This window comes from Lentzea flaviverrucosa (assembly GCF_003350445.1).
Classification (GTDB): Bacteria; Actinomycetota; Actinomycetes; order Mycobacteriales; family Pseudonocardiaceae; genus Lentzea; species Lentzea californiensis.
This window is the reverse complement of record NZ_QQAU01000003.1, coordinates 554022-579781: the sequence shown is the minus strand read 5'-3', so window position 1 is coordinate 579781 and position 25760 is coordinate 554022. Positions and strand designations below refer to the sequence as shown.

Below are 25760 nucleotides of genomic sequence, written 5' to 3'. Positions count from 1 at the left end.
TTCCCACCACGGCAGGAGCGGACATGACCACCCTCGAGAACCCGGCGATGCCCGCAGTCCACGATTGCACCGTGCACGACTGCTCTTACAACCACGACGGATGCCACGCGTTCGCGATCACCGTGCGCGGTGACAACGGGGCCGCCGACTGCGGCACCTTCATCCCGTTGGGCACGAAGGGCGGCCTGGACAAGGTCGTCGCGCAGGTCGGCGCCTGTTCCCGCACCGACTGCACGCACAACGCCTCGCTGGAGTGCACGGCACAGAGCGTGCGAGTCGGTGCCGGAACAGGTGACCACCTCGCGAACTGCCTGACGTACCAGCCGCGTTAGCCCTCGTCGTCCTTGCGGTCGACGGCCCGGCCCAGTTCTCTCAGGCCGACGTTGACCGCAATGATCGCCACCGTGCCGGCCGCCGCCACGACGTGCAGGCCGGCACTGGCGAGCGAGCCCACCGCGGCCGCGCACCACAGCGTGGCCGCGGTGTTCAGCCCGCGCACCGAGAGCCCGTCGCGCAGGATCACGCCCGCGCCGAGGAACCCGATGCCGGACACCACCTGCGCGGCGACGCGCGTGGGGTCGCCCTGGCCGTCGAAACCCTGTGCGGACAGCAGGACGAACAACGCGGCACCCACGGCCACGAGGGCGTTGGTCCGCAGGCCTGCCATGCGTGAGCGGTACTGCCGCTCGAAACCGATCAGCGCGCCGAGGCCCATGCTCTCGGCGATGCGCAGCGTCATGTCGAAGACGTGCATCGTGTGACTCCCCTTGTGTGCAGGGGTGTGCGTCACACGCCAGAACTGGAGCGTGCGAGGTGAGTTGACCCGCGCTGGCTACTGTGGCCTGGCATGTGTCGCTCACCTCGCTTCCTCGTGTCTGGTTGATGGGACCGGGGAGTCACGCTACCGAGCGGGCCGTGAGCCCGGAGTGAGAGTGGGATGCGCGTCTCATTCCCAGTGGAAGTCGTTGTGCGCCAGCACGACGCGGTGCCCGGTCTCGCCGCGCAGCGCACGCGACGCCTCGGAGAACATCGCGGTCACGCTGGGCCACAACGGATCGCCGTCCGCGCCGCTGTACTTCCCCCACTCCATCACGCACCCGTTGCGCGGCCCGCCGCGCAGGTCCACGAAGAGCTCGTACCCGGAACCGTCCGCGGCGACCGGCAGCCACGCGGGCAGCCAGAGGTCCACGCAGGGCGTTCCGGCGGGCTCCCGCAGCGCGGCGGCCTCGTAGTCCTTCTCCTCGCCGAGCGTGGCGAAGGCGATGCCGCTGATCGCCGCCATCATCAGCGTCCGCAGGTGCAACGCCCGGTCCAGGCCGTGCGGCTGCCAGCTCGTGGGGATGAGCGGCCAACGCGAGTACGTCACGCCGACGCCACCGAACCGCCGCCACCACGCGGACACGTCGGGCGGCAGCGCGTACCCGATGGACTCCTCCGCGTCCGCGACGTCCATGGCGGACGACGGCGGGAGCAGCGCGGCGTGCAGCGCCGGGGCGTGCTCGCCGATCCAGCTCTCGATGTCGGTCCAGCTCATCGCGGAACTAAAGCACGGCGAGCGGCGAAGGCCCAGCAGGAGGAGGGAAGGCGCGGTCGAGGTCGGCGAGGTCCTCAGGGGACAGCCGGAGCTCCAGCGCCCGCGCGTTCTCCCGGACGTGATCCGGCGAGCCCGCCTTGGGGATCGCGTTCACGTGCGGCAGCCGCAGCACCCAGGCGAGCGCGACCTGGGCGGGGGTGGCGTCGTGCCGTGCCGCGACCGAGGCCAGTGCGGGGGAGTCCAGCAGCCTGCCCTGCTCGACGGGGGAGTAGGCCATGACCGGGATGCCGGTGGAGGCGTGCCACGGCAGCAGGTCGTGCTCGGGGCCGCGGCGGGTGAGGTTGTAGAGGATCTGGTTGGTCTGGCAGTGGCCCGGCAGCGCGGTGAGCTCGCGCATGTCGTCCAGGTCGAAGTTGCTGACGCCCCAGTGCCGGATCTTGCCCGCGTCCCGCAGCGCCGCGAACCCCTCCAGGGTCTCGGCGAGCGGCACGCCGCCACGCCAGTGCAGCAGGTAAAGGTCGAGCCGGTCGGTGCCCAGACGGCGCAGCGACGCCTCGCACGCGCGCACGGTCGCGGCGGCGGACGCGTTGGACGGCAGCACCTTCGACACCAGGAACACCTCGTCACGCCGGCCTGCGACGGCCTCGCCCACGAGCGTCTCGGACGCGCCGGAGCCGTACATCTCGGCCGTGTCGACGAGGGTCAGGCCGAGGTCGAGGCCGGTGCGCAGCGCGGCGATCTCGGCGGAGCGCCGGCCGGGGTCCTCGGCCATCATCCAGGTGCCCATGCCGAGTGCGGGGACGGTCTCGCCGGAGGGGAGGAGCACGGTCATGCGCTCCAGCTTGCCGGGTACTTTGGTCTGATGCGACGTGCGGGCCTGATCGTGCTGGTGCTGCTCGTCGTCGCGCTGGCGGTCACGGCGCAGCTCGTGGACCTGCCCGACGGCGCGGAGCTCCGCGCCCTGGTCGGCCGTGCCGGGACCGCGGCGCCGTTCGTGTTCGTGGCCGTGTGCGCGCTCGGCACGGCGGTGTTCTTCCCGAAACCGGTCCTCGCCACGGCGGCGGGGCTGCTGTTCGGCGTGGGGTGGGGGAGCGCGCTCGCCATCGCGGGGTTCACGGCCGGCGCGATGATCGCGTTCTCGATCTCCCGCGGCCTCGGCCGCGAGACGGTCGAACGCCGGCTCGGGGAACGGCTGGCGGTCCTCGAACGGGTCTTCGAGCGCCGGGGAGTCGAGGCGACGCTCGTGATCAGATTGTTGCCGATCTTGCCGTTCGCCCTGGCGAACTACGGCGCTGGAGTGACGTCGGTGCGCGGCAGGGACTTCGCGCTCGGCACGGCGCTCGGGCTGGTGCCCTCGACGGTCCTCGCCGCGGTGCTGGGCGACGCCTTGAGCGATCTCGGCTCGCCACGATCGATCGTCGCGTTGTCGATCTGGGCCGTGCTGGCGGCCGTGGGCGTGTGGTGGGGCCGGAACTTGATCACAGGAGCCTTGCGGGCCTCCTAGACGCCCTTATGAGGTGCGCAAAAAGCCGCCCCGGCGGGAGACCGGGACGGCTTGACGCGTCTGGTGTGGATCAGGCCGTGCGAGTACGGCGTCCGCGAAGCTCTTCGAGGCGCTCATCGAGCAGCTCTTCGAGCTCGGGGATCGACCGGCGCTCCAGGAGCATGTCCCAGTGCGTACGCGGCGGCTTGACCTTCTTGATCTCCGGCTCGACCCCGTCGATGATCTTCGACTCGGTGCCGTGGAGACGGCATTCCCAGGTCGGCGGCAACTCGGCGTCGTCGGAGAAGGGGACCTCGAAGTCGTGTCCCTTCGGGCAGGCGTACCGCGCTGCCCGGCGCGGAGCGAGATCGTGGTTGCGGTCGGTCTCGTAGCTGACTGCTCCGAGCCGGCTTCCACGCAAAACGCGGTCGGCCATGGCGGTGTCCTTTCGCTCGGCTCAGGGCCGGGGCCCAGGCTGCTTGCTCACCGTGTGCAACGCCCGGATTGCTCCGTTTGTTTCCGGTTCGCTCTCATGGTCGCCCACAGTGACGTCGTTCACTCGTCAACGAAGGCTTCCTACTAATGGATGCGATCGCCACAGGATCGTGACGCGTTATCAAGCTCCTGCGCTCATGCATCACTCTAATGGCCCAGTGGGCCCTGTGGGTAGTCGCTATGCCAACCGAAGCTGACCACTTTGTGCGACGTCAGGGCCCAGGTCGCCCAACCTAAAGTGACGCCTGCAGAGCACCTGGTAGCGGACAGTAGTTTCCGTGTTGTCCGTTACATTGTCGCTCTCTGTACCCGATCGGTGCTGTTCCGTGTCCGACGCCGTGTCGGCGACCAGAACCGTGTCCCCGGCGCGGATCACCCGTCCGGCCCGCACCCGCGCGTTGAACCGGCCCGGCACCCCGCACCAGCACAGCACCTCGACCTGAATCGCCTTCAGCTCGTCGGCGAGCTCGAACAACCGCTGAGACCCGGGGAACATCTCGCCGCGGAAGTCCGTGGCGAGCCCGAAGCAGTACACGTCGACCTGGACGTCGTCCGCGAGCTCCGCCAGCTGCTCCACCTGTTCGGGTGACAGGAACTGGGCCTCGTCGACGATCAGGTAGTCCACCCGCCGACCCTCGGCCCACTCCGACCGCACCATCTGGCGGAGATCGTCGTCGCTGATCTCCGCTGCCTCGCGGGTGATGCCGATCCGGCTGGAGATCTGCGGCTTGCCCGAACGGTCGTGCCGCACCAGCAGCAGCCCGCGCCGACCCTGGCGCGAGTTGTTGTGGTCGATCTGGAGCGCGAGCGTCGACTTGCCGCAGTCCATGGGACCGAAGAAGAACTTGAGGTGCCCGACCACCGGCGTCGAGCGCCGGGAACCAGCGACAGGGACAGCGGAGAGGGCGTCTGTCGGATCGGGAAGGGCGTCCACGGCGGGTCACCCTAGTGCCTGGATCACGATCATGAGGAATCCGCACGGTCTGCCTCCCTCCTGGTTCCGGTCTTTTCCTTGCGACCTGCTGTTTCGGGACGACATAGCCGCTGCGGGGCCGCCTCAAACCTCACTTTCACTCGGGTCACTCGATAGTTTCAGTGTCGACTGAGGGCCGGACGGTTGGAGTGGCGCGGAACGTCGGGGGAGAAAGACGCATCGGCGGGAGCGCGGGAAGGCCGTGTCGCGCCGGGTGGGGAGTCGGGGTGGACGGCGAAGTGGTGGAGGCGGTCTGCCTCGAGCGGGGCATCGCGCAGCGCGAGATGCCCCGCTCGAGGGGAGTGCGGTGGCCGAGGGGAGTGCGGTGGCCGAGGGGAGTGCGGTGGCCGAGGGGAGTGCGGTGGCCGAGGGGAGTGCGGTGGCCGAGGGGAGTGCGGTGGCGTGAGTACGGCTCCGTCGACCTCCAGTGCGCCGCCACTCGCGATCGCCCCGGCGTCGGAGCGCTGAATGGCCGGCCCTGGAGGAGGGCGCGCCCGGCATTCAGTGCCCCGAAAGAAGAACCGCCATCCACCGCAGGCTCGCCTCCAGCCGACCAGCAGCCCGCTGGACAGATCGTCCTTCGGGCAACTCGATAACTTCAGTGTTGACTAAAGTCAACCTCATCCGGTTGTTCCGCTTCCCGATATAGCTCGCGCCGCGATATATTCAGCGACATGAGTGGTCGGGTCATGTCCGAGCAGACGTTCCTAGTGCTCACCGCACTGGCGGAGGAGCCGTTGCACGGTTACGCGATCGTGCAGGCGGTGGAACAGCTGTCCGAGGGGCGGATGGTGTTGCGGGTCGGCACGCTGTACGGGGTGCTGGACCGGCTGGTGGCGGACGGGTTCGCCGAGCGCGACCGGGAAGAGGTTCATCAGGGGCGGTTGCGGCGCTACTACAAGCTCACCGACTCCGGGGTGCGGGCGTTGCAGGCGGAGGTCGCGCGGCTGAGCGCCAACGTGCGGGCTGCCAGTGCGGTGCTGCGGGGGAGGGGTGTCCAGGCATGGGCGGGTCGGGCGTGAGGAACCTGGAGCGGCGGTACCGGACGCTGCTGAGGGTGTTGCCGCGGTGGTACCGGCGGGACCGCGAGGAGGAGATGGTCGGGATCTTCCTGACCGAGCGGGACGACGACCTCGACCTGGAGCACAGCTGGCCTGGGTGGGGGGAGACCTGGGCGGTGCTCGGGCTCGCGGTGCGCACGCATCTGGCGGCGGGAGCGGCTCTGACGAGTGTGCCGGCGAAGGTGGTGTGGCGCGGCGAGGTCGTGCGCGCGCTGGGGATGCTCGGGTTGTTGCTGGGGCTGTACTACGCGACGTCGGCGGTCGTGCAGGTCTTCACGCTGTTCGGCGGGCCGGAGGCGGTGCCGTGGTGGCGTGTGCTGGAACTGGCGCCGTTCGTGGCTTTTCCGGCTTTGCTGAGCGGGCGGCGGACGCTCGCGAAGGTGGCGGCGGGGGCGCCGGCGTTGTTGTCGGTGGTGGCGCTGGGTCAGCCTGGGCCTGCCGTGCTGATGTGGACGGTGTTCCAGTTGCCGTCGCTGGTGACGTTCGCGTGTCTGTGCCTGGGTTTTCACCGTGAGGCGCCGGTTCCGCCCGCAGGCAGGTTGCTGTGGTGGGGTGGGGGAGCGGTGACGCTCGGGGTGGTCGGTGGCGTCGCGGCCGGGACCGGGTTGTTGTTGCTCGGCCTGGTCACGGCGGGGGCGCGGGTCTTCGCGTTCGTGCGGGGTGATGCGGTGTTCGGGCGGGCGTTGTCGTTGTTCGCGTTGCTGCAGCTGGTTCCGGTGGTGTTGCTGGCGGTCGCGTGGGACGAGGTCGTGATGTCGCGGGCCGTGCTGGCGGTACTGCTGGTGCTGGCGGTGGTGTTGCCGGTGCGGCGCCGCTCGAAAGCGGCGCCGCAGGTGGGCTAGACGAGTACGGGTTCCTTGTTGCCCACGGCCTTGATGGCGCGGCGGACGGGCACGAAGATCAGCAGGACGAAGCCCGCGACGAAGAAGATGATCAGGGCGAGGATGGCGGGCCGCAGGCTGCCGGTGGCCTGGCCGACGCCGGCGAAGACCAGTGGGCCGAGCCAGCTGGTGGAGCGCTCGCCGACCTCGTAGAGCGAGAAGTACTGGGCTTCGCGGCCGGGCGGGACCATCTGGCTGAACAGGCTGCGGGACAGGGCGTTGGTGCCGCCGAGCACGATGCCGATGCCCGCGGCGACGAGGTAGAACGACGTCTCGTCGCCCGCCTGGACGAAGAACGCCGCGGTGATCACGACGATCCACACGACGAGTGAGCCGAGGATGGTCTTCTTGGCGCCGATGCGCTTGGCGACGAAGCCGTGCAGGACGCCGCCGATGAACGCCACGAACTGCACGATGAGGATCACCGTGATCAGCGTCTGCTGGTCGAACTTGAGCTCGACGCTGCCGTACTGGGCGGAGACGTTGGCGACGGTGGCGATGCCGTCGGTGTAGATCAGGTAGGTGCCGAGGAACGCGAGGGTGAGCGGGAAGGCCTTGGCCTGCCTCAGGGTCGTGCCGAGTTCCTTGAAGCCGCCGGAGATCACCGAGGTGCCCTGCTCGTCGCCGTGCGGGCGCTGGTGCTCGGTGAGGGCGCGCAGCGGGATGATCGTGAACGCCGCCCACCAGATGCCGGAGATGACGAACGCGATGCGCGCGGCGTCGCCCGAGCTGATGCCGAGGGAGTCGGCGGAGAGCGTGATGCCGAGCTGGATGGCGAGGGCGACGCCGCCGCCGAGGTAGCCGAAGGCCCAGCCGCGGCTGGAGACGGCGTCTCGTTCGTCGGGGGTCGCGATCTCGGGCAGGAAGGCGTAGTAGACGACGACGCTGGAGCCGTAGCAGATGTTCGCGATGATGAAGAGGAGGACGCCGAGCTTCCAGTTGGTGCCTTCGACGGTGGCGAGCGCGATGGTGGCCGCGGAGCCGGTGAAGGCGAAGAAGCCGAGCATCTTCTTCTTGTTCTGGGTGCGGTCGGCGATGGCGCCCATGACGGGCAGCACGATTACCTGGACCACGGTGGCGATGGAGAGCAGGTAGCCCCAGAGCGAGCCGGAGGGGAACTGCAGGCCGAGGATCGTGACGTCGCAGTTGGTGAAGGCGTTGTCGTTGGCGCACGGGTTGGCCCCGTTGAGCGCGTTGTCCGCCTTGGCCGCGTTGGTCGCGATGCTCGTGAGGTACAGCGAGAGGAAGACGGTGATCACGGACGTGGGGAACACGGAGTTCGCCACGTCGTACCAGACCCAGCCGCGTTGTTCTTTCTTGCGGCGCCCGGCGTTGTTGGCGTCGGCGGCGTCGTCGCCCTTGACCTTCATGTCGGCGGACTGTACTTGTCCGCCGACACGGCCGATGATCGACTGCCCAAGCTGTTACCAGCTGTTGCGCGACTGGAGAACTTCGCGCAGGACGTCGGGCCTGTCGGTGACGAGGCCGTCGACGCCGAGGTCGAGCAGGGTTCGCATGTCGGCTTCGTCGTCGACGGTCCAGACGTGGACTTCGAGGGACCTGCGGTGGGCTGCCTGGACGAAGCGGCGGTCGACGATCTGCAGGCGGCCCTGGCTGACGGGGACCTGGGCGACCTGGCCGCGGACGGCGAGTCCGGCGAGGGGGATGCGGCCGGCGGCCCAGAGGGCGCCGGCGGAGCGGGGGCCCATGGAGGTGAGCAGGCCGGGGCCGGCGAGCTTGCGCAGGCGGGCGAGGCGGTTGTCGGAGAAGCTGGCGAGGCAGACGCGGTGCAGTGATCCGGCCTTGCGCAGCAGGGTGATGATGGGTTCGACGGCGTTCTCGGACTTGACGTCGATGTTGAAGAACGTGTCGGGGAGTTCTTCGAGGACGTCGGCGAGGCGGGCGATGGGTTCGCGGCCGCCGACGCGGGCGTGCTGGACCTCGGTCCAGGGGAGTGCGGAGACGACGCCTTGGGCGTCGGTGGTGCGGTCGAGGGTCTGGTCGTGGTGGACGACGACGTGACCGTCGCTGGTGGCGTGGACGTCGGTCTCGATGTAGCGGTAGCCCTCCTGCACGGCCCGGCGGAAGGAGCTCAGGGAGTTCTCCATGCCGGTGAGGTCGTCGACGTGCCAGCCGCGGTGGGCGAACGCGCGGGGGCGCGGGCCTGTGAGGTAGGGATGTGTCACGTGCTGGAGTGTGCCTTCCGGTGGTGGCTCTGGGGTGGACGGTGGGTGGCGACACACTTTCTTTCTGACTTCTATTACTTCAGTGTTATCTGAAATCAACCCTGTCGGTCTCGGCGTCCCCACGCGACCACCGACCAAATCAGCAAAGGAACACGCGAAAACAACGGAAGTCGATCAAACCTCACCCGAAAGCGACACGAACGGCCCTGCGGGTACTGTCCGGTTCCCTACGAAGGTCTGGCTTTCTGGCGCGTCGCTGGAGACCACCCACCAGCATTCGCTACCGTCGCGCGCCATGGAGCGCTCCATGGAGGCGGATGAGCCCAGGCACTGTGCGTGGTGCGGGAGGCGGTTGCCCGGGAGCGGGCGGATCGGCCGGCCGCGGAGGTACTGCGCACAGCCGTGTCGTCAGCGCGCGTACGAGCGCAGGGCGGCGTTGCAGCGTGGTGGTCTGCCGGAGGACGCGGTGGTGCTGAGCACCGCCGAGCTGGCGGATCTGCAGGACAGGTTGTTCCAGCTGCGGTGTGCCGCGGAGGATGTGGTGACGGCGGCGCAGGACGGGGCCGAGAACGAGGAGCTGAGGAAGCTGGCCGCGGAGCTGGTGGAGTCGGCGAAGGGTCTGGAGCGGCTGAGATAGCCGTTCGCACATCAGCGAACTGACCGGCGTAGCGGGTTGCTTACGTCCGGTGATCGGACGATCATGACGCGCGTGACCTCCTACTGCCGCACGGTGCTGGACCGAGCGGGTGTCGGCTATGCCGTGACGGATTCGCGCGGGAACCTGTTGTGGTGCAACCGCGCGTTGGGTGTTGTGCTGGGAATTCCGGTCGAGCAGGCGTACGGGCGGTCGTTGCCCGCGCTGCTCCCGGGGGTGCCCGAGGTGCCCGCTCCGGTGCGGGAAGTGCTGGTGCCGGGGCCGAAGTGGCTCGAGGTGCGGTGCTCGAAGCTGGGTGACGACCTGATGTACGAGGTCGTGGACGTGTCGGCGTGGCGTGATCGTGAGTTGACGGTGACGCAGGAGGCGGACGCGTTGCGCCGGGCTCAGGCGCTGGGGCGGATGGGTACGTGGGAGTGGTCGATCCGCGAGGACCGGGTGACGTGGTCGGACACGTTGCTGGAGATGTTCGGGTTCGCGGCGGGGACGGCGTTCGACTTCGAGATGTACTCGCGGCTGGTGCACCCGGACGACCTGCCGATGATCGAGGAGACGCTGGACACGGCGCTCAAGACGGGTTCGGTGTTCACGTACACGCATCGGATGTTGCGGCCGGACGGCAAGGAGCGGGTGTTCGAGTGCTTCGGTGAGGTCGTCGTGGGGGACGACGGCACGCCGTTGCGGGCGCTGGGGACGGCGCACGACGTGACGCAGTCGTCGCGGGTGCATGACGAGCTGGTGCGGATGGCGGAGCAGGATCCGTTGACGGGTCTGCCGAACCGCAGGGCGTTGACGCGTGCGCTGGAGCAGGAGCTGGCGAACAACGGTTCCGGTGCGTTGCTGGTGCTGGACCTGGACAACTTCAAGGACGTCAACGATCTGCGTGGTCATGCGGTGGGTGACCGGGTGATGCGGATGCTGGCGAGTGCGTTGCAGTCCCGTTTGGGTGACAGGTTGATCGCTCGTCTGGGTGGTGATGAGTTCGCGGTGGTGTTGCCGGGGGCGTCGCCGAAGGACGCGTCGGAGGTTGCTGACGGGTTGCGGGACGCGGTGGCGGGTTTTCCTCTGGCGGGTATCGGTACGCCGGCGCGGATCACGGTGAGCACGGGGCTGGCGGAGTTCGGTCCGGGTGACTCGTGGGAGCTGGTGCTGGCGAACGCGGATTTGGCGTTGTACGCGTCGAAGGCGGCGGGCCGGGACCGGGTGACGGTGTACGAGCCGAACCATTACGCGGACACGGTGAAGCGGGTCAGTGTGCTGGACCGGTTGCGGTCGGCGCTGGTGGGTGGCGGTCTGGCGTTGTACGGCATGCCGATGGTGGAGTTGGCGACGGGGCGGGTGCTCGGGCACGAGTTGTTGTTGCGGCTGGAGGACGGGCAGGAGCCGTATCTGGGTCCGGCGGACTTCCTGCCGGTGGCGGAGCGGTCGAACCTGATCCTGGAGGTGGACCGGTGGGTGCTGACGACGGCGATCGACGCGTTGGTGGCGCAGCCGGATCCGTTGTTGCGGTTCAACGTGAACGTGTCGGGGCGGACGCTGGAGGATCCTGATTTCGGGGACTTCGTGCTGGACAAGCTCGGTTCGGCGGGGGTGGCTCCCGGCCGGTTGGGGTTGGAGATCACGGAGACGGCGGCGGTGACGAATCTGGACGCGGCGGTGACGCTGGCGACGCAGCTGCGCGGTTTCGGGTGCCGGATCACGCTGGACGACTTCGGTTCGGGGTTCGGGTCGTTCGTGCACCTGAAGCACCTGCCGATCACGGGGATCAAGATCGATGGTGAGTTCGTGAAGGGCATCGAGACCAACGCGGCGGACGCGGTGCTGGTGTCGGGGATCGTGCAGATCGCGAACGGTCTGGGGTTGTCGTCGGTGGCGGAGTGGGTGGAGCGTCCGTCGCAGGTGGACGCTTTGCGCAAGCTCGGGGTGCGGGTGGGGCAGGGTTTCCACCTGGGCAGGCCGGTGCCGTTGCGTGACGTGGTGAGTGCGGAGCGCATGCCGCCGAATGGTGCATTGTCGTCTCAGGTGGTCGGAGCAGAGGATGGGGCGCGCTCCTGATTTCCGCCTGATGGGATGCCCGTGTCGTCTTGTGGTCTTCGTCGTCTCGAGTTGAGTGTTGCCGAGCCTGAGTCGTCGGTGGATTTCTTCGCCGGTGTGCTGGGGTGGACGGTGATCGCGGAGCCGGGTGGGTCGTTCTCGGGCTGGGTGGGTGATCGGCTGGCGGCTCAGGTCGTTGCGGGGGACCGTGGTTGGCACGTGTTCTTCGGTGGTGATGAGCCGCGTGGGTTGACGGATGATTCCTCTGTGGACTCCGGGCGGGTGTTGCACGGTCCGTGGGCGCCGCCGCCGAGGCATGGTGAGCCGTGCTGGGTCGAGTACTTGACGAGCACGCCGGACGAGAGCGCCGGGTACTGGAAGCGTGAGCTCGGCTGGGAGGCCGCGGCCGGGGGCCGGGGTCTGGGGTTGTACACGTCGTCGCGGCACGGTGATCCGCGGCCGGTGGCGGGCAGCATGTCCTCGTGTTCCGAGGGGATCGCCGGCTGGAGCGTGTATTTCGCGGTCGACGACATGGAAGCGGCGTTAGCGCGGGTGTCCGAGTTGGACGGTGTGGTGCGTTCGGGACCGTCGCGGTTGCGGATCGGGTCGATCGCGTCGATCGAGGGGCCGCACGGCGGTTCCTGCGGGCTGTTGGAGCAGCCCGCAGGGTGGGGTGGGGCGTGGTCTTCGAAGCCGGCGCCCAGCTAGCGGGTCATGCGTCCAGTTCGGGTGGGAAGCCGCCGGTGGCGATGGGGCCCCAGCTGTCGATGGTGACGCGGATGAGGGATTTGCCCTGGCGGAGCATGGCGGCGCGGTACTCGTCCCAGTCGGGGTGTTCGCCTGCGATGCAGCGGTAGTACTCGACGAAGTCGTCGAGTGCTTCGGGGAGGTCGAGGACTTCGGCGGTGCCGTCGATCTGGACGTAGGCGTCGTTCCAGTCGTCGGAGAGCACGCACAGGGTGACGTGGGGGTTGCGGCGGGCGTTGCGGACTTTGGCGCGCTGGGGGTAGGTCGCGATGACGATGCGGCCTTGGGTGTCGACGCCGCAGGCGACGGGGGAGACCTGCACTCCGTCGGTGGAGGAGCGGCGGGTGATCAGGACGCCGTGGTGTCGGGTGGAGAGGAACTCGAGCAGCTGCGGCCGGTCGACGAGGTCGGCCGTGGCGATCTTCGGCATGATGTGCAGCATGGCACGCTTCACCTCGTTCGACGGCACGGAACTCGCTTATCGGGAGATGGGTGAGGGGGCTGTGCTGGTGGTCCTCGCGGGTGGTCCCGGGAGAGCTTCGGAGTACCTGGGGACGCTGGGCGGGTTGGACGCGTCGCGGCGGCTGGTGGTGCTGGACAACCGGGGTACGGGGTCCTCGGACGAGCCGGTGGATTCGTTCACGTACCGGCGGGACATGCTGGTGCGGGACGTGGAGATGTTGCGCCGGCACTTGGGGCTGGACGTGGTGGACGTGCTGGGGCATTCCGCCGGTGCGGGGATCGCGATGGGGTATGCCGCGGACTTCCCCGATCGTGTGGGGAAGCTGGTGTTGCTGACGCCGGCGTTGCGCAGTGTCGGGTTGTCGCCGGAGCAGAGCGACTGGGACGTGTTCTTGGCGGCGCGGGAGGATCGGCCGTGGTTCGAGGCGGCGACGGCGGCGCTGGCGCGCAACGCGGCGGGGGACGACTCGGTGGAGAACCGGGTGGCGGCGTCGCCGTTGCTGTACGCGCGGTGGGACGAGCGGGCGCGGGCGCATGCGGAGGCGGAGCTGGGTCAGTGGAAGTACGAGGTGGCGCTGGGTTACAACGCCGAGGGGGCGTTCGTGCCGGGGGTGTTGCGGCGGGCGCTGGCGGACTTCGGGCATCCGGTGCTGGTGTACGCGTGTTCGGAGGACCCGATCTCGCCGGTGCGGCGGTGTGTGCAGCTGGCGGAGCTGTTCTCGGACGTGACGGTGTACGTGCACGAGGGTGTGGGGCACTACCCGTGGGTGGAGGACCCGCAGCGGGTGTCGGCGCGGGTCGCGGCGTTCCTGGGGGCGTGACGGGGGTGGGTCAGCGGGTGGCGGCCGCGGTGGCGACGCGGTCGCGGCCGTTGTTCTTGGCCTGGTAGAGGGCTTCGTCCGCGGCGAGGAGCAGCGGGGACAGGTCGGTGGCGCTGTCGGGGAACACGGCGGCGCCCACGGAGGCGGTGAGTCCGGCGACGACCTGGCTTTCGCCGAGGCGGTCGAGTGCGACGATGTGCAGGCTCGCGATCTCGAAGCGGATGCGTTCGGCGGTGGCGCGGACCTCTTCGGTGCTGACGCCGGGCAGCAGGACGGCGAACTCCTCGCCGCCGAACCTGCCGACGAGGTCGTAGGAGCGCACGGAGTGTTTGAGGGCGTCGGCGACGGCGCGCAGGACTCTGTCGCCGGCGAGGTGGCCGTAGGTGTCGTTGATCTGTTTGAAGTGGTCGAGGTCGAGGATCAGCACGCCGACCGTGGACAGCAGGCGGCGGGCGCGTTCGATCTCGCGGCCGGCGACGTCGTGCCAGAAGGTGGCGTCGACGAGGCCGGTCTTGGAGTCGGTGCGGGCGGCGACGCGGAACTGGGGCAGCAGCAGGCCCATGTGCAGGGCCAGGACGGTGAGCAGCAGCAGCGGGGTGAGCCAGGGGCGGCTGGTCATCATGATCGCGAGCACGGAGCCCAGGCCGATGGAGGCGAGGATGATCAGCTGGTCGGAGGCGTTGCCCAGGGCGGCGCGGGCGGGCTGGTCGCGGTTGGTCATGACGATGGCGCCGACGACGAGGGCGTAGTTGACGAGCCAGTAGACGAGGCCGGCGCCGGTGAGCGCGAGCAGCCCGAGTGGACCGTCAACGTCAAGGGGCCGGTTCGAGAAGAATCGAAGAATGAGTTGCGCCGCGGCGCATGCGAGTACGACAGTGGCCGCGGAGAACACCTTGCGGAACAGGACCGCCCGCCGTTTGTAGACCCGAAGCCATGCGTGCAGGTAGCTGATGCAGATCAGCGCGACCAGCAGCGGCGTCGGTAGTACGAGCACGCCCGCGAACAGCCACACGGACTGCATGTGGGCGTGCGGCGAGCCCTCGCGGGAGATCTCGCGGATCCGCTCGATTCCCTGGGCCGCTTCCAGGTGCAGCACGGCACCGCCGGCGAGCAGCAGGAACGGGGTCCAGGTCAAGGCCTCGGCCGGGGTACGCCATGCGGTGGCGAGCGTGACGAGGGACGCCAGAACGACCACCGTCACGACGTAGGCCAGCACCACCGGAGGAAGCGACCATAACCTCCATCGGCGCGGGTCGAGCCAAGGCACGCTGCCACCCCCACACCACCGTCAGGAAGAAACAACTGTAGCTACCGGGTAACTCAAAGTCGTGGCTCCATGTGGGGGACCTCACCCTGAGTAGTACTCACGATTTTCCGCACCCCTTTTTTTCGAAGGAGATCGTCATGATCGTTCGTTCCGGCTCCCCGCGTCCCGTCCGCCCGAACGACTGGCAGCGTCCCAACGACTGGCAGCGCCCTAACGACTGGCGTTCGAGCGAGACCCGCTGACCCACCAGACGACCGCCGCACCGCCTGCCGCGAGCACGCCCAGTGCTCCGGCGGCGGCGATGACCAGGTGCACCGCGATTCGTTCCGCCGCCACGCCGGCCAAGGCCACCCCTACGCCTTGGGACACCCGCAGTGCGGTGACGGCGAGACCGAACGCCTGCCCGCGTGAGGAGTCCGGAACCGAGCGCACGAAACTCGTGTTCGCGACCAGGTGGTAGGCACTGGCCGCTCCGGACAGAGCGAACAACCCGACACTGACGACCAGGCCCGGCCGCAGCGCGGCCGGGACGAGCACCGCGCAGGCGGCGATCGCGAGCCACGGCATCAGCCGCAGCTGGCGGCGTTCGTCGAGCCGTGCGACGAGCAGCATGCCGGCCGCCGCGCCGGCGGCGTAGGCGCCGAAGATCGCTCCGACCCCGGCGGGTCCGGCGCCGATCTGTGCCGAGTAGGGCGCGGCGAGTGCTTCGCCGGTGATGTAGAAGCCGGAGACGCAGGCGAGTGCGACGAGGGCGCGCAGCCGCCGGTCGCCCCACACCAGTCGTGCCCCTCCGACGAGGTCCGCGGGCCACGCGCGTGCGTGCGGGCTCTGGGGTGCGGGCCGGTCGAGCAGGAACACCCCGGTGAGCAGTGCCGCGATCAGGAAGGTCGTGGCGTCGGCGACGAGGACGAGTGCCGGTCCGAGCAGGGCGACCAGTGCGCCGCCTCCGACGAACCCGGCGACCTGTGCGGCCTGGGTGAGGGTGCCGAGCACGGCCTGGCCCATCGGGTAGCGCTGGTCGGGCAGGATCTGCGGCAGCAGCGCCGCGCGTGCCGCGCCGTGGGGTGCGCCCGCGAGTTGGACGAGCACCAGCAGCGCTGCGAGCAGCCACAGGGGCAGTCCGGGTACGGCCATGAGCAGCAGCAGTGCCGCGCGCACGAGGTCGGCGGCGACCATGACCTCTTTGCGGGCGAAGCGGTCGGCGAGCCCGGAGAGCAGGGGCCCGCCGATCAGGTCGGGCAGGAACGTCAGGGCGTAGGTCAGGGCGGTGAGGCTCGCGCTGGCGGTGCGGTCGTAGACGTGCACCGTCAGCGCGACCCTGGCGAACTGGTCTCCGGCCACCGACACCACGTGTGCCACGACCAAGGCGCGGAACTCGCGGTCGCGGGCGAGGTCGCGGTAGCCGGGCATGCGCTACAGGATGGACGACCAGAACCGGCACTGGTGGTCGCGGGCGAAATCGGCGGGGCCGATCTTCCTGGCCGCCAGCGATTGCACCTGTGCCCGCCATCCCGGGTCACCGGTGCGGGCGAAACGCCCCCACGCCGTGACCATGTAGTCCGACAGCTGCTGCTGGGCGGGTGTCAGCGGTACCCCGAAGTCGAACAGCAGTGGCAGCTCCGAGGCGTGGAACGCGCCGTAGCCGCCGGGGAACGGTGGCATGCCGGGCAGGAACATCGGTACGTCGCGGTCGGCGAACTCGTAGCCGGACACGCGTGCGTGCCTGTCCAGTTCCCTGCGGGTGACCTGGGCGGTGCACGACCACGACTTGTCGGTGAGCAGCCGGGCGATCTCGTCGCGGGCGTCGCCGTTGCCGTTGACCGGGTACCTCGCCGCGACCTTGTCCGCGTTCGCGGCGAACAGGGAGGTCAGTGTCGTGGCGTAGGCCTGTTCGGGGATGGGCTGGGGGAAGGCCAGTGGTGCGAACAGCGTCATCTCGTCGTGCGTGGTGCCCACCATGGCCGGTACCCGGTGCATGCGGCCGGTGCGTTGTGCCACGACCGGGTCCACGGGCAGCAGTGCCGTGTCGTAGGCGGGGGAGGAGAACGTGTCGTGCACCGGCAGCAGCTTCTCGACCGGCTGTGCCCGCAGGCAGGCGAGGTCGGCGCAGCCGGCGGTGCCCACTCCGAGCCGTTCCACCTCGGCACGAGGCTTCCACAGGTGCTCGAACGTGCCCGGCCGGGTGGAGGAGGGCGAGTCGATCCCGCACGGCCCGGACTGGATGATCGCCTTGGCGAACAGTCCTGCCGCCCGCGGTGAGGCGAGCTGGGCGCAGATGCTCAACCCGCCCGCCGACTCGCCGAACACGGTGACGTTGCGGGCGTCGCCGCCGAACGCCCGCGCGTTGTTCCGCACCCACTTCAGGGCCGCCTGCTGGTCGGCGAGCCCGAACGTGCCCGAACCGGGCAGGCCGGGGTGGCCGAAGAACCCGAACACGCCGAGCCGGTAGTTCACGGTGACGACCACGGCGTCGTTGCGCGAGGCCAGCCACCGCGCGTCGTACATGGACGCGCCGCCGCTGGTGAACGACCCGCCGTGGATCCACACCATCACCGGCCGCGGCCGGTGCGCGCGGCCGGCCGGGGTGGTGACGTTGAGGTAGAGGCAGTCCTCGGTGAGGGACGGCGGGGCGCCCAGTCCCGCTGCCTGCGCGCACATCGGCGCGGGTGTCGTGGCGTCCCGCACGCCCTGCCACGGCGTCGCCGGCTGCGGGTCGCGCCACCGGTTCTCACCCACCGGGGCCGCGGCGAACGGGATGTTCCCGAACGTCCGCACCTGCTCGGTCACCGTTCCGCGCACGGCGCCTTTGTCCGTGCGCACCACCTGGGCGTCGCCCTCGGCCGCGGCCGAGGGCGTGGTGATGACGGCGAGTGTCATCGCGGCGGCCAGTGCCGCCGTTGCGATCTTTGCCATGAGTTTCCCCCTTTCGGACTCGAACGTATCGAGGTCCGTGGTGCCCGGACACCCCCGCGAATACCAGTTGCCGGATACGTTGCAGGAGGGACACGGGCGTCACCGGTTGCCGACATACCGACCGGTCGGTACCCTCCGGGTCGTGGGTGACACAACGCTTCCCGAGCCGCAGCCCCTCGTCGACGCGCTGATCTTCGACTGGGGCGGCGTCCTGACCGTCTCCGTACCCGAGTTCGTCGGCGCCTGGCTGCACGCCGAGGCCATCGACCGCGAGGTCTACGGCCGCATCATGCGCGACTGGCTGGGCCGCGACGCGCTCCCGGACAACCCCGTGTTCCGCCTGGAGACCGGCGAGCTCACCGTGCCGGAGTTCGAACGGCTGCTCGCCGCCGAGCTGATCACCACCAGCGGCGCGGGCATCGACGAGAACGGGCTGCTGAGGCGCATGTTCGGCGGCGCCACCCCGGACCCGGCGATGGTCGAGCTCGTCCGCAAGGCCCGCGCCGCCGGGCTGCACACCGCGCTGCTGTCCAACAGCTGGGGCGAGGGTTACCCGAAGGACCTGCTGCTCGAGCTGTTCGACACCGTCGTGATCAGCGGCCGCGTCGGCCTGCGCAAACCCGACGAGCGCATCTACCTGCACACCCTCGAGCAGGTCGGCGTCCCCGCCGCGCGCTCGGTGTTCTTCGACGACGCGCCCGTCAACGTCGAAGCCGCCCAGTCCGCCGGCATGCACGCCTTCCGCCACACCAGTGCGGAGAGCACCCGCGCCCACCTTGCCACCCTCGGAGTGAACCTGTGACCGACCTTCCCGGCCTCGACCTGCAGGCACTGGCCGCACACCTGGGCACGGGCCCGCTCACCGGCGAGCTGTTCCGCGGCGGCCGCTCCAACCTCACCTACCGCGTCAGCGACGGCACCCGCACCTGGGTGCTGCGCCGCCCGCCCCTGGGCCACGTCCTGGCCACCGCCCACGACATGGCCCGCGAGTTCCGCGTCATCTCCGCCCTCGCCGACACCACGGTGCCCGTGCCCGCCGCCCACCAGCTCGTCGAGGACACCTCCGTCATCGGCGCGCCCTTCTACCTCATGCAGGAGATGCCCGGCGCCGCCCTGCGCGAACGCGGCCAGTGCCCGTGGCTCACCCCCGACGACGCCCGCGCCCTGTCCGAACGCCTCGTCGACGTGCTCGCCGACCTGCACTCCGTCGACCCCGCCTCCGTCGGCCTGCAGGACTTCGGCCGCCCGGAGGGGTTCATGGCACGGCAGGTCAAGCGGTGGGGCAAACAGCTCGACGCCTCCCGCAGCCGCGAGCTGCCCGGCATCGACGAACTGCGCGACAAGCTCGCCGCCACCGTCCCGGACTCCCCGCGCGCCGCGATCATCCACGGCGACTACCGCCTCGACAACGCCCTGGTCACCCAGGACCCGCTCGCCATCAGCGCCGTCCTGGACTGGGAGATGGCCACCCTGGGCGACCCACTCGCAGACCTCGGCCTGCTCTACGTCTACTGGGCGGGCCTCGGCTCCGACAACGACCCCATCACAGGAGGTGTCACCTCCCTGCCCGGGTTCCTCAGCGCCGACGAGCTCGTCGCCCGCTACACCGCCCGCACCGGCACCGACACCTCCGGCCTGGGCTGGTACATCGCCTTCGGCTACTTCAAGCTCGCCGTCATCGTCGAAGGCATCCACTTCCGCTTCGCCAGTGGCAAGACCGTCGGCGCCGGCTTCGAAAAGCTCGGCGCGTTCACCGTTCCCCTCGTGCGGCAGGGACTCGCCGCCGCCCACAAGGAGCTCTAATGGACTTCGCCTACGACGCCAAGACCGAGGAACTGCGCACCAAGCTCCTCGCGTTCATGGACTCCCACGTCTACCCGGCCGAAGCGGTCCTCGAACAGCAGCTGCACGCCGCCGCCGACCCGTGGGAACGCCAGCCGATCCTCGAAGAGCTCAAGGCCGAGGCCCGCCGCCAGGGCCTGTGGAACCTCTTCCTCCCGGACCCCGAGCACGGCGCGGGCCTGACGAACCTGCAGTACGCGCCGCTGGCCGAGATCACCGGCCGCAGCCCGCACCTCGCGCCGGAGGCGTTGAACTGCGCCGCCCCCGACACCGGGAACATGGAAGTGCTCACCATGTTCGGCACCGACGAGCAGAAAAAGCAGTGGCTGCAGCCCCTGCTCGACGGCGAGATCCGCTCCGCGTTCTGCATGACCGAACCCGAGGTCGCCTCCTCCGACGCCACCAACATCGCCACCCGCATCGAACGCGACGGCGACGACTACGTCATCAACGGCCGCAAGTGGTGGTCCTCCGGCGCGATGAACCCCAACTGCGCCATCTTCATCGTCATGGGCAAGACCGACCCCGACGCCGAACGCCACCGCCAGCAGGCCATGATCCTCGTCCCGCGCGACACCCCCGGCGTCACCGTCAAGCGCGCCATGCACGTCTTCGGCTACGGCGACCACGCCCACGGCGGCCACGCCGAGATCGAGTTCACCGACGTCCGCGTCCCCGCCTCCAACCTCATCGCCGGTGAAGGCGAGGGCTTCGCCATCGCCCAGGCACGCCTGGGCCCCGGCCGCATCCACCACTGCATGCGCCTGATCGGCATGGCCGAACGCGCCCTCGAGCTGATGTGCCGCCGCGCCTCGTCGCGTGTCGCGTTCGGCAAGCCCATCGCCGCGCAGGGCGTCGTGCACGAGTGGATCGCCGAGTCCCGCGTCCGCATCGAACAGGCCCGGCTGCTCGTGCTCAAGACCGCGTGGCTGATGGACACCGTCGGCAACAAGGGCGCCCACACCGAGATCCAGGCCATCAAGATCGGCACCCCGTCGATGACCGAATGGGTCCTCGACAAGGCCATCCAGGCCCACGGCGGCGCCGGCGTCAGCCAGGACTTCCCGCTCGCCGAGCTGTGGGCCGCCACCCGCACCCTGCGCCTGGCCGACGGACCCGACGAGGTCCACCGCATGTCGCTGGCCAAGAGGGAACTCAAGAAGTACCTGTAGGGACATGGCGGTGCCACCTCGACACCTGTGGCCGAGGTGGCACCCACGTCAGAGGTGCTCGCCCGGTACCTCTAGTCCACGAACAGGCAGAACGGGTGCCCGTCGGGATCGATGAGCACCCGCACGGTGTCCTGCGGCTGGGCCTGGGCGAGTACCGCCCCGCACGCCACCGCGTGCCGCACAGCGGCGTCGAGGTCGTCGACCTGCACGTCGAGGTGCTGCGACGCCGTCTGCTCACCAGCGGCACTCGGCCACACCGGCCGGCGGAAGTGCCGCTCGCGCTCGAAACCGAGCGAAAGCCCGCCCTCGACGCGCACCAGCGCCCAGCCGTCGTCCGCCGTCTCGACCGTGGCGCCGAGCAGCCGCGCGTAGAACGCGGCGAGCTCCCGGGGCTGCGACGTGCCGACCGTGACCGAGGTGAGGGAGAGGCGCACCCCGCTCACGCTAGTGGTGTGGCTCGCAACGTTGGCGAGGTGATCCACGCTCAGCAGGGCACCTCGTGGTGCCGCCCCCATGCCCCCGTGCAACCAGTACGACGACGTGGGGGCGACACCACGACGCACCCGTCTGACCGCGAATTCCCCCGGCGACCTTCCGAGCCACACCACTAGAGCAGCGTGGCCGTCAGTTGTCGAGCGTTCAGTTGTTCAGCGCCTCACGCGCGGCCACGGCCGCCCGGCAGGCGTGCACGAAGTCCCAGAACACCTCGGTCGTCGTGTGCCGCCGCGCCGGCCGCGTGTTCTCCTCGAACATCGCCGAACGCAGGGGAGTCGTCAGCTCCAGCTGCCCGCCCTGCCGCCCGCGGGTGCGGTTCGCGATGTTCGCCCGGTCGTAGCCGCCCAGCACCGGGTGGTCCACCGCGTCGATCGTGTGGAAGCCCGCCCGCCGCAGCCGCGTCAGCAGCTCCAGGCGCAGCAACGCGTCGCGGCCGCCGACGAGCACCGCCCGGTCGTGGTCCTCCAGGCCCGCCGCGGCCGCCGTGCAGCCGTGCAGGCCCAGCGCGTGCGAGGCACCCGACACCAGCTGCCGTGCCATCCGGTCGTCGCAGTTCGACGACGTGACGTGCAGCTCGTCGTTGGAGTTGGTGCGCAGGCCCTCGAACATCCAGTAGTCGTGGGTCTGCCCGATCGGCACCCGCGTGGAGGGGTGGTAGCCCGCGATGGCCAGGCACAGCTCCGAGGTGCCGACCTCGATGCCACCGCCGTGCGGGGCGAGCACGACCGACGGGGTCCGGGGCCGGTGGCGCTTGAAGCGACGCCGGTAATCCACCCGGTGCACCAGCCGGGGATCTGCGTACAGGTCGGAGTTGGACGCGTAGACGTCCAGCGCCGTCCACTGGGGCTGCGGTCTCATGGCGGGCGGAAGCCTACCGGGCGTCACCCGGACGGCCGCCGCCCGCCGGGTGAGTCACGCGTCGATCTGCCTCGGCGAGTCCTCGCCGGCGGAGACCGTGATCCTGCGGGGCTTCGCGCGTTCCGCGATCGGGATCCGCAGCGTCAGCACGCCCGCGTCGTACTGGGCGCCGATCCGGTCGGTGTCGAGCGTGTCGCCCAGGAACAGCTGCCGCGAGAACACGCCCTGCGGCCGTTCCGACACCTGCATCTCGACGTCTCCGCCCACCGGCCGCCGTTCCGCCCTCACCGTCAGCACGTTGCGCTCGACGCTGAGCTCGATCGCGTCCGCCGCCACACCGGGCAGGTCGAAGGACACCACGAACTCGTCACCGTCGCGGCAGGCGTCCATCGGCATCGCCGACGGCTTCGACCACGTGCCCGCGGTCCCTGCCACCTGCTGCGTCAGCCGGTCCAGCACGCGGAACGGGTCAGTGCGCATCAACATCTGACACCTCCAGTCATCACTCGTAGGACTGTCAATGCGCTGCCCTGCCGTTGTAGCATGTCGTCGAAACGATGACAAGCGACGAGCGTCGTCGAGAGGATGACATGACGAGCGACTACGACGCGGTCCGGTCCGCGGCCGCCTCACCCAGCGACGCCACCGAGGTCCTCGCGGCATTGATGCTGCTCAGGCAGCTGCGCGACGAACTGTCCGGGTGGGAGCCCCAGCTCATCGAGGCCGCCAGGGCCCTGGGCACGAGCTGGGCCGACCTCGCCCCGGCCCTCGGCGTCGCCAGCCGCCAGGCCGCCGAGAAGCGCTACCTGCGCGTGCGCCGCACCGGCGAGACCGGCACCGGCGACGAACGCGTGCAGGCCGAACGCGACCGGCGCGCCGGCGACAAGGCCGTCGCCGCGTGGGCGCAGAAGAACGCCGGCGTGCTGCGCAGCCTGGCCGCCCAGGTCGGGCCGCACGACGCCGCGGTGCAGCACGCGCTGGGCGGGCAGGACGTCACCGACCTGCTCGCGCCGCTGGCGCAGGCCGGGCCCGGCCTGCGCGACGGGCAGCCCGGCCTCGCCGACCGCATCGCCGACATCGGCCAGCACACCGAACAGCTGCGCGCCGGCGCACGCCTGCAGCAGCGTCAGCCCCGCGACTGACGCCTCACACCAGCGTCAGCGACCGCGCGCCGGCGTCGAGCACCGCCGGCACCCCCAGCGGCAACGACCACGAGCCCGCGCAGTGCCCGAACCCGAAATCACCCAGGACCGGCACCCCCAGCCCCGACAGGCGGTCCGCCAGCACCGCCGACACGTCACCGCAGTCCGTCCACGACCCCAGCACGATGCCCGACACCGGCTCGAACCAGCCCGCCCGCAGCAACTGCGTCAGGATCCGGTCCAGCCGGTAGGGCTCCTCACCGATGTCCTCCAGCAACGCGATCGCCCCCGGCACCGGCGGCGCCCACCGCGGCCCGCCCACCGACGCCGCCAGCAACGCCGCGTTGCCGCCCGTGAGCACCCCGCGCGCCGTGCCCGCCACCACCGGCGTTCCCGCCGTCCACGACCGCGTGCCGGTGAACAGCACCTCGCGCAGCCGTGCCTGGGCCAGCGGGTCGTCGACGAAGTCCGAGGTGCCCGGCATCGGCCCGAACACCGTGGCCTGACCCACCGCGTTGAGCTCGGCGTGCAGCACCGTCACGTCCGAGGACCCCACGAACACCCGCGGCGGCAGGTCCTTCCACGGCACCAGGTCCGTCATCCGCAGGCACCCGTAGCCGCCGCGCACGCAGAACACCGCCGCCACGTCCGAGCACCACGCCGACACGAACTCCGCCGCCCGCGCCTTGTCCGACCCGGCCAGGTACGGCAACGACCACGGGCCCACCTCCGGTGTGACCACCCGAAGGCCCCACGACCGCAGCACCCCCGCGCCCGCGGCGATCCTCGAAGCCAGGGCCGGGCCGGCCGGTGACACCAGCGCGACCCGGTCCCCGGCGCACAGCGAACTCACTCCGACAGGTCCAGCACCGGCACACCCGCGGGCACGAACCCGAACGCCTGCCCGTAGAACGACAGCTCCGCCTCCAGCGCCGCCTTGATGTTCTCGGCCATGCGGAACCCGTGCTGCTCACCCGCGAACCGCAGGTACGCGTGCGGAATGCCGGACCCGGCCAGGTCCGCGGCGAAGCGGTCCGCCTGCTCCGGCGGGCAGATCTCGTCCTCCAGGCCCTGCAACAGCAGCACCGGCCCCGACACCTGACGCGCCTTCGTCGACGGCGACCGGTCGCGGTAGCGGTCCGCGGCCTCCGGCAGCGTCCCGACCAGGCCCTCGACGTAGCGCGACTCGAAGTCGTGCGTCTCGCCGCCCTGCGACGTCCACCCCGCCAGGTCCAGGATCGGGAACGCGACCATGCCGCACCGGTAGACGTCCGTGGACGTCAGCGACGCCGCCGACGTCCAGCCGCCCGCCGAACCACCCCGGATCCCCAGCCGCTTCGGGTCCGCCGTGCCCTCCGCCGCCAGCTGCTGGGCGACGAACGCGCAGTCCTGCACGTCCACCACACCCCACTGCTCGCGCAGTCGCTCGCGAAACGCCCGCCCGTACCCGGTCGAGCCGCCGTAGTTCACCGCCACCACACCGATGCCGCGGCTGGTCAGGTAGGCGATGTCGCTGTCGAGCTTGGGCAGCGCACGCCCCGTCGGCCCGCCGTGCACGTGCACCACGTACGGCGGCAACTCGCCCTCGGGTCCCGCGAAGTCCGGGTTCGACGGCGCGTACACGTACGCCGGGATCTCCCCGAACATCCGCTCCACCGGCACCGGCAGGTACGCGGCCTCAGGCGACTCCTCGCCGCCGGTCAGGTAGGTCAGCTCACCGTTGGACAGGTCCAGGCGCACCACGGCGAAGTCCGACGTCGGCCCCGCCGCCGCACACACCACCACACCGTCGCGCACCGACAGGTCCGGCACCCACGTCGGCAGGTCGGTCTGCACGTCGGTCACCGTCGCGGACCGCTCGTCGAGCACCGCCAGCTGCCCCGAGCGCACCACCAGGTACCGGCCCGGCGACAGCGTCGCGAACCACCGGTTGCCCAGCCGCCACATCGGCCCGCCCAGCTCCTCCTCGCACGGCGCCAGGTTCGTGCGCGTGCCGTCGGGGGAGACGCGGAACAGGTTCCACCAGCCGTCCGGGTCGGTCAGCGCCAGCAGCGAGTCGCCCTCCCACTCGAACTGGCACACCGCCTCCGTCGCCGAGCCCGAGACGACCTCGTGGGTGTCCGAACCGACCTCGGCGACGCACAGCTCGGTGCCGTCCCATGGCATCTGCGGGTGGTTCCAGCCGATCCAGGCGAACCGGGTGCCGTCCGGGCTGATCTTCGGGCCGGTCATGAAGTGGTGCGAGGCACCCAGCACCCGGACCTCACCCGACCGGGTGATCGCCACCAGGTCGCGGCGCACGTCGGTGCGCGCGTCACCCGTGACGCTCTCCCGCACGCACCACACCTCGCCGTCCGGGCCCGCCGACAGGTCGGAGTACCGCACCCCGTGATGGCGCCCGGGTTCCTCGGTCAGCGGCTTGGGCTCGGGGGAGTCCGGGTCGAACACGTACACGCGCTGGTCGTCCCAATGCGTGAACGCCACCCGGTCCGGCGCCAGCACCACGAACGGCCGGCCGCCGTACTCGTGCACCCGGTTGCGGGCGTTCCACGGCGCGGGCAGCACCTCCACACCGTCACGCACCAACGCCACCCTGCCGCCCTGGGCAGGGCGGCTCTCCGCCCACCACACCTGCTCGCCGTGCAGGTCGGCCCACTGGAACCCACCCCCCGGTTTCGAGGTGTCGCCGGCGCTGATCGGCGAGGTCCAGGTCCCGTACGAAGCGATCTTCACCACAGC

At 70.2% G+C, this 25760-nt stretch carries 28 protein-coding genes; 12 read left to right on the top strand and 16 right to left on the bottom strand.

The window, feature by feature from the left end; all coding sequences use genetic code 11:
- The first annotated feature begins 23 nt into the window (after positions 1–23).
- Complete coding sequence (locus tag DFR72_RS12750; protein WP_090062417.1) at positions 24–332, top strand: DUF1540 domain-containing protein; 309 nt, start codon at positions 24–26, stop codon at positions 330–332.
- On the opposite strand, the gene DFR72_RS12745 is transcribed toward DFR72_RS12750, so the two are convergent.
- The 3 genes from DFR72_RS12745 to DFR72_RS12735 form a co-directional block, all read right to left on the bottom strand.
- The gene (locus DFR72_RS12745; protein ID WP_090062420.1) at positions 329–754 is read right to left on the bottom strand and encodes an MgtC/SapB family protein; all 426 of its coding nucleotides are present in this window, start codon (positions 752–754) and stop codon (positions 329–331) included. The genes DFR72_RS12750 and DFR72_RS12745 overlap by 4 nt on opposite strands.
- Before the next feature lie 192 nt (positions 755–946).
- Entirely contained in the window at positions 947–1534 is a 588-nt protein-coding gene (locus tag DFR72_RS12740) for an SMI1/KNR4 family protein (protein WP_090062422.1), read from the bottom strand.
- A gap of 7 nt (positions 1535–1541) precedes the next feature.
- Positions 1542–2366, bottom strand: coding sequence for an aldo/keto reductase (locus DFR72_RS12735; RefSeq protein ID WP_090062423.1), 825 nt, complete (start codon positions 2364–2366; stop codon positions 1542–1544).
- 30 nt (positions 2367–2396) lie between these two features.
- Here DFR72_RS12735 and DFR72_RS12730 point away from each other — a divergent pair, with 30 nt between their 5' ends.
- Complete coding sequence (locus DFR72_RS12730; RefSeq protein ID WP_090062424.1) at positions 2397–3038, top strand: TVP38/TMEM64 family protein; 642 nt, start codon at positions 2397–2399, stop codon at positions 3036–3038.
- Between the two features lie 70 nt (positions 3039–3108).
- Here the strand turns inward: DFR72_RS12730 and DFR72_RS12725 are convergent, their stop codons facing one another.
- Together DFR72_RS12725 and DFR72_RS12720 are read right to left on the bottom strand one after the other, a co-directional pair.
- Complete coding sequence (locus DFR72_RS12725; RefSeq protein ID WP_030475310.1) at positions 3109–3453, bottom strand: RNA polymerase-binding protein RbpA; 345 nt, start codon at positions 3451–3453, stop codon at positions 3109–3111.
- A 237-nt stretch (positions 3454–3690) separates the two neighbouring features.
- Positions 3691–4446, bottom strand: a complete 756-nt coding sequence (locus DFR72_RS12720) for a thymidine kinase (RefSeq protein ID WP_090062426.1) — start codon at positions 4444–4446, stop codon at positions 3691–3693.
- Between the two features lie 713 nt (positions 4447–5159).
- On the opposite strand from DFR72_RS12720, the gene DFR72_RS12710 reads away from it, so the two are divergent.
- Positions 5160–5507, top strand: a complete 348-nt coding sequence (locus tag DFR72_RS12710) for a PadR family transcriptional regulator (RefSeq protein WP_342768646.1) — start codon at positions 5160–5162, stop codon at positions 5505–5507.
- Positions 5489–6388: a hypothetical protein gene (locus DFR72_RS12705; RefSeq protein ID WP_090062429.1), complete on the top strand. Its 900-nt coding sequence runs from the start codon at positions 5489–5491 to the stop codon at positions 6386–6388. The genes DFR72_RS12710 and DFR72_RS12705 overlap by 19 nt, the downstream gene beginning before the upstream one ends.
- On the opposite strand, the gene DFR72_RS12700 is transcribed toward DFR72_RS12705, so the two are convergent.
- Together DFR72_RS12700 and DFR72_RS12695 are read right to left on the bottom strand one after the other, a co-directional pair.
- Complete coding sequence (locus tag DFR72_RS12700) at positions 6385–7797, bottom strand: MFS transporter (RefSeq protein ID WP_090062431.1); 1413 nt, start codon at positions 7795–7797, stop codon at positions 6385–6387. The genes DFR72_RS12705 and DFR72_RS12700 overlap by 4 nt on opposite strands.
- 54 nt (positions 7798–7851) lie before the next feature.
- The gene (locus DFR72_RS12695) at positions 7852–8613 is read right to left on the bottom strand and encodes a glycerophosphodiester phosphodiesterase family protein (RefSeq protein WP_245982849.1); all 762 of its coding nucleotides are present in this window, start codon (positions 8611–8613) and stop codon (positions 7852–7854) included.
- A 295-nt stretch (positions 8614–8908) separates the two neighbouring features.
- Between DFR72_RS12695 and DFR72_RS12690 the strand changes: the two genes are divergently transcribed.
- The 3 genes from DFR72_RS12690 (at position 8909) to DFR72_RS12680 (ending at position 12010) form a co-directional block, all read left to right on the top strand.
- Positions 8909–9250 carry a hypothetical protein gene (locus DFR72_RS12690; protein ID WP_030475304.1) on the top strand — a complete coding sequence of 114 codons (342 nt, stop codon included), beginning with the start codon at positions 8909–8911 and terminating at the stop codon, positions 9248–9250.
- Positions 9251–9322: 72 nt separating this feature from the next.
- Positions 9323–11323: a putative bifunctional diguanylate cyclase/phosphodiesterase gene (locus tag DFR72_RS12685; RefSeq protein ID WP_245982846.1), complete on the top strand. Its 2001-nt coding sequence runs from the start codon at positions 9323–9325 to the stop codon at positions 11321–11323.
- A gap of 15 nt (positions 11324–11338) precedes the next feature.
- Complete coding sequence (locus tag DFR72_RS12680) at positions 11339–12010, top strand: VOC family protein (protein ID WP_342768645.1); 672 nt, start codon at positions 11339–11341, stop codon at positions 12008–12010.
- Positions 12011–12014: 4 nt separating this feature from the next.
- Here DFR72_RS12680 and DFR72_RS12675 read toward each other — a convergent pair whose 3' ends face one another.
- Positions 12015–12479 carry a PPOX class F420-dependent oxidoreductase gene (locus DFR72_RS12675; protein WP_090063540.1) on the bottom strand — a complete coding sequence of 155 codons (465 nt, stop codon included), beginning with the start codon at positions 12477–12479 and terminating at the stop codon, positions 12015–12017.
- Positions 12480–12489: 10 nt separating this feature from the next.
- Here DFR72_RS12675 and DFR72_RS12670 point away from each other — a divergent pair, with 10 nt between their 5' ends.
- Positions 12490–13332 (top strand): alpha/beta fold hydrolase, encoded by an 843-nt coding sequence (locus DFR72_RS12670; RefSeq protein WP_090062436.1) that lies wholly within the window; start codon positions 12490–12492, stop codon positions 13330–13332.
- A 10-nt stretch (positions 13333–13342) separates the two neighbouring features.
- Here the strand turns inward: DFR72_RS12670 and DFR72_RS12665 are convergent, their stop codons facing one another.
- The 3 genes from DFR72_RS12665 to DFR72_RS12655 all read right to left on the bottom strand — a co-directional run bounded on the left by DFR72_RS12665 (position 13343) and on the right by DFR72_RS12655 (position 17512).
- The gene (locus DFR72_RS12665; RefSeq protein WP_090062437.1) at positions 13343–14551 is read right to left on the bottom strand and encodes a GGDEF domain-containing protein; all 1209 of its coding nucleotides are present in this window, start codon (positions 14549–14551) and stop codon (positions 13343–13345) included.
- Between the two features lie 258 nt (positions 14552–14809).
- Positions 14810–16009 (bottom strand): MFS transporter, encoded by a 1200-nt coding sequence (locus DFR72_RS12660; RefSeq protein ID WP_090062439.1) that lies wholly within the window; start codon positions 16007–16009, stop codon positions 14810–14812.
- Positions 16010–16012: 3 nt separating this feature from the next.
- The gene (locus DFR72_RS12655) at positions 16013–17512 is read right to left on the bottom strand and encodes a carboxylesterase/lipase family protein (RefSeq protein ID WP_245982844.1); all 1500 of its coding nucleotides are present in this window, start codon (positions 17510–17512) and stop codon (positions 16013–16015) included.
- A gap of 142 nt (positions 17513–17654) precedes the next feature.
- On the opposite strand from DFR72_RS12655, the gene DFR72_RS12650 reads away from it, so the two are divergent.
- Genes DFR72_RS12650 through DFR72_RS12640 form a run of 3 tightly spaced genes read left to right on the top strand, consistent with a single transcriptional unit; the run spans position 17655 to position 20526 of the window.
- Positions 17655–18314: an HAD family hydrolase gene (locus DFR72_RS12650; RefSeq protein WP_245982843.1), complete on the top strand. Its 660-nt coding sequence runs from the start codon at positions 17655–17657 to the stop codon at positions 18312–18314.
- Positions 18311–19315, top strand: a complete 1005-nt coding sequence (locus DFR72_RS12645) for a phosphotransferase family protein (RefSeq protein ID WP_090062442.1) — start codon at positions 18311–18313, stop codon at positions 19313–19315. Before DFR72_RS12650 ends, DFR72_RS12645 begins: the two co-directional genes overlap by 4 nt.
- Positions 19315–20526 (top strand): acyl-CoA dehydrogenase family protein, encoded by a 1212-nt coding sequence (locus DFR72_RS12640; protein ID WP_090062444.1) that lies wholly within the window; start codon positions 19315–19317, stop codon positions 20524–20526. Before DFR72_RS12645 ends, DFR72_RS12640 begins: the two co-directional genes overlap by 1 nt.
- A 71-nt stretch (positions 20527–20597) precedes the next feature.
- On the opposite strand, the gene DFR72_RS12635 is transcribed toward DFR72_RS12640, so the two are convergent.
- The 3 genes from DFR72_RS12635 to DFR72_RS12625 all read right to left on the bottom strand — a co-directional run bounded on the left by DFR72_RS12635 (position 20598) and on the right by DFR72_RS12625 (position 22365).
- Positions 20598–20960 (bottom strand): VOC family protein, encoded by a 363-nt coding sequence (locus DFR72_RS12635; protein WP_245982841.1) that lies wholly within the window; start codon positions 20958–20960, stop codon positions 20598–20600.
- A 205-nt stretch (positions 20961–21165) separates the two neighbouring features.
- Positions 21166–21879 carry a poly-gamma-glutamate hydrolase family protein gene (locus DFR72_RS12630; RefSeq protein WP_090062446.1) on the bottom strand — a complete coding sequence of 238 codons (714 nt, stop codon included), beginning with the start codon at positions 21877–21879 and terminating at the stop codon, positions 21166–21168.
- 54 nt (positions 21880–21933) lie between these two features.
- Positions 21934–22365 carry an Hsp20/alpha crystallin family protein gene (locus tag DFR72_RS12625; protein WP_090062448.1) on the bottom strand — a complete coding sequence of 144 codons (432 nt, stop codon included), beginning with the start codon at positions 22363–22365 and terminating at the stop codon, positions 21934–21936.
- A gap of 104 nt (positions 22366–22469) precedes the next feature.
- On the opposite strand from DFR72_RS12625, the gene DFR72_RS12620 reads away from it, so the two are divergent.
- Positions 22470–23021, top strand: a complete 552-nt coding sequence (locus DFR72_RS12620) for an HSP18 transcriptional regulator (protein ID WP_114773666.1) — start codon at positions 22470–22472, stop codon at positions 23019–23021.
- Between the two features lie 4 nt (positions 23022–23025).
- Here the strand turns inward: DFR72_RS12620 and DFR72_RS12615 are convergent, their stop codons facing one another.
- Positions 23026–23874 (bottom strand): S66 peptidase family protein, encoded by an 849-nt coding sequence (locus DFR72_RS12615; protein WP_090062449.1) that lies wholly within the window; start codon positions 23872–23874, stop codon positions 23026–23028.
- Positions 23871–25757 (bottom strand): dipeptidyl-peptidase 5, encoded by a 1887-nt coding sequence (locus DFR72_RS12610; RefSeq protein WP_090062450.1) that lies wholly within the window; start codon positions 25755–25757, stop codon positions 23871–23873. Before DFR72_RS12610 ends, DFR72_RS12615 begins: the two co-directional genes overlap by 4 nt.
- Positions 25758–25760: the final 3 nt, after the last annotated feature.

Bases quoted from the DNA above. Each gene is read 5' to 3' on its own strand.
- DFR72_RS12750 (WP_090062417.1), top strand. From the start codon at position 24: ATGACCACCCTCGAGAACCCGGCGATGCCCGCAGTCCACGATTGCACC.
- DFR72_RS12745 (WP_090062420.1), bottom strand. From the start codon at position 754: ATGCACGTCTTCGACATGACGCTGCGCATCGCCGAGAGCATGGGCCTC.
- DFR72_RS12740 (WP_090062422.1), bottom strand. From the start codon at position 1,534: ATGAGCTGGACCGACATCGAGAGCTGGATCGGCGAGCACGCCCCGGCG.
- DFR72_RS12735 (WP_090062423.1), bottom strand. From the start codon at position 2,366: ATGACCGTGCTCCTCCCCTCCGGCGAGACCGTCCCCGCACTCGGCATG.
- DFR72_RS12730 (WP_090062424.1), top strand. From the start codon at position 2,397: ATGCGACGTGCGGGCCTGATCGTGCTGGTGCTGCTCGTCGTCGCGCTG.
- DFR72_RS12725 (WP_030475310.1), bottom strand. From the start codon at position 3,453: ATGGCCGACCGCGTTTTGCGTGGAAGCCGGCTCGGAGCAGTCAGCTAC.
- DFR72_RS12710 (WP_342768646.1), top strand. From the start codon at position 5,160: ATGAGTGGTCGGGTCATGTCCGAGCAGACGTTCCTAGTGCTCACCGCA.
- DFR72_RS12705 (WP_090062429.1), top strand. From the start codon at position 5,489: ATGGGCGGGTCGGGCGTGAGGAACCTGGAGCGGCGGTACCGGACGCTG.
- DFR72_RS12700 (WP_090062431.1), bottom strand. From the start codon at position 7,797: ATGAAGGTCAAGGGCGACGACGCCGCCGACGCCAACAACGCCGGGCGC.
- DFR72_RS12690 (WP_030475304.1), top strand. From the start codon at position 8,909: ATGGAGCGCTCCATGGAGGCGGATGAGCCCAGGCACTGTGCGTGGTGC.
- DFR72_RS12680 (WP_342768645.1), top strand. From the start codon at position 11,339: ATGCCCGTGTCGTCTTGTGGTCTTCGTCGTCTCGAGTTGAGTGTTGCC.
- DFR72_RS12675 (WP_090063540.1), bottom strand. From the start codon at position 12,479: ATGCCGAAGATCGCCACGGCCGACCTCGTCGACCGGCCGCAGCTGCTC.
- DFR72_RS12670 (WP_090062436.1), top strand. From the start codon at position 12,490: ATGGCACGCTTCACCTCGTTCGACGGCACGGAACTCGCTTATCGGGAG.
- DFR72_RS12660 (WP_090062439.1), bottom strand. From the start codon at position 16,009: ATGCCCGGCTACCGCGACCTCGCCCGCGACCGCGAGTTCCGCGCCTTG.
- DFR72_RS12655 (WP_245982844.1), bottom strand. From the start codon at position 17,512: ATGGCAAAGATCGCAACGGCGGCACTGGCCGCCGCGATGACACTCGCC.
- DFR72_RS12640 (WP_090062444.1), top strand. From the start codon at position 19,315: ATGGACTTCGCCTACGACGCCAAGACCGAGGAACTGCGCACCAAGCTC.
- DFR72_RS12630 (WP_090062446.1), bottom strand. From the start codon at position 21,879: ATGAGACCGCAGCCCCAGTGGACGGCGCTGGACGTCTACGCGTCCAAC.
- DFR72_RS12625 (WP_090062448.1), bottom strand. From the start codon at position 22,365: ATGTTGATGCGCACTGACCCGTTCCGCGTGCTGGACCGGCTGACGCAG.
- DFR72_RS12620 (WP_114773666.1), top strand. From the start codon at position 22,470: ATGACGAGCGACTACGACGCGGTCCGGTCCGCGGCCGCCTCACCCAGC.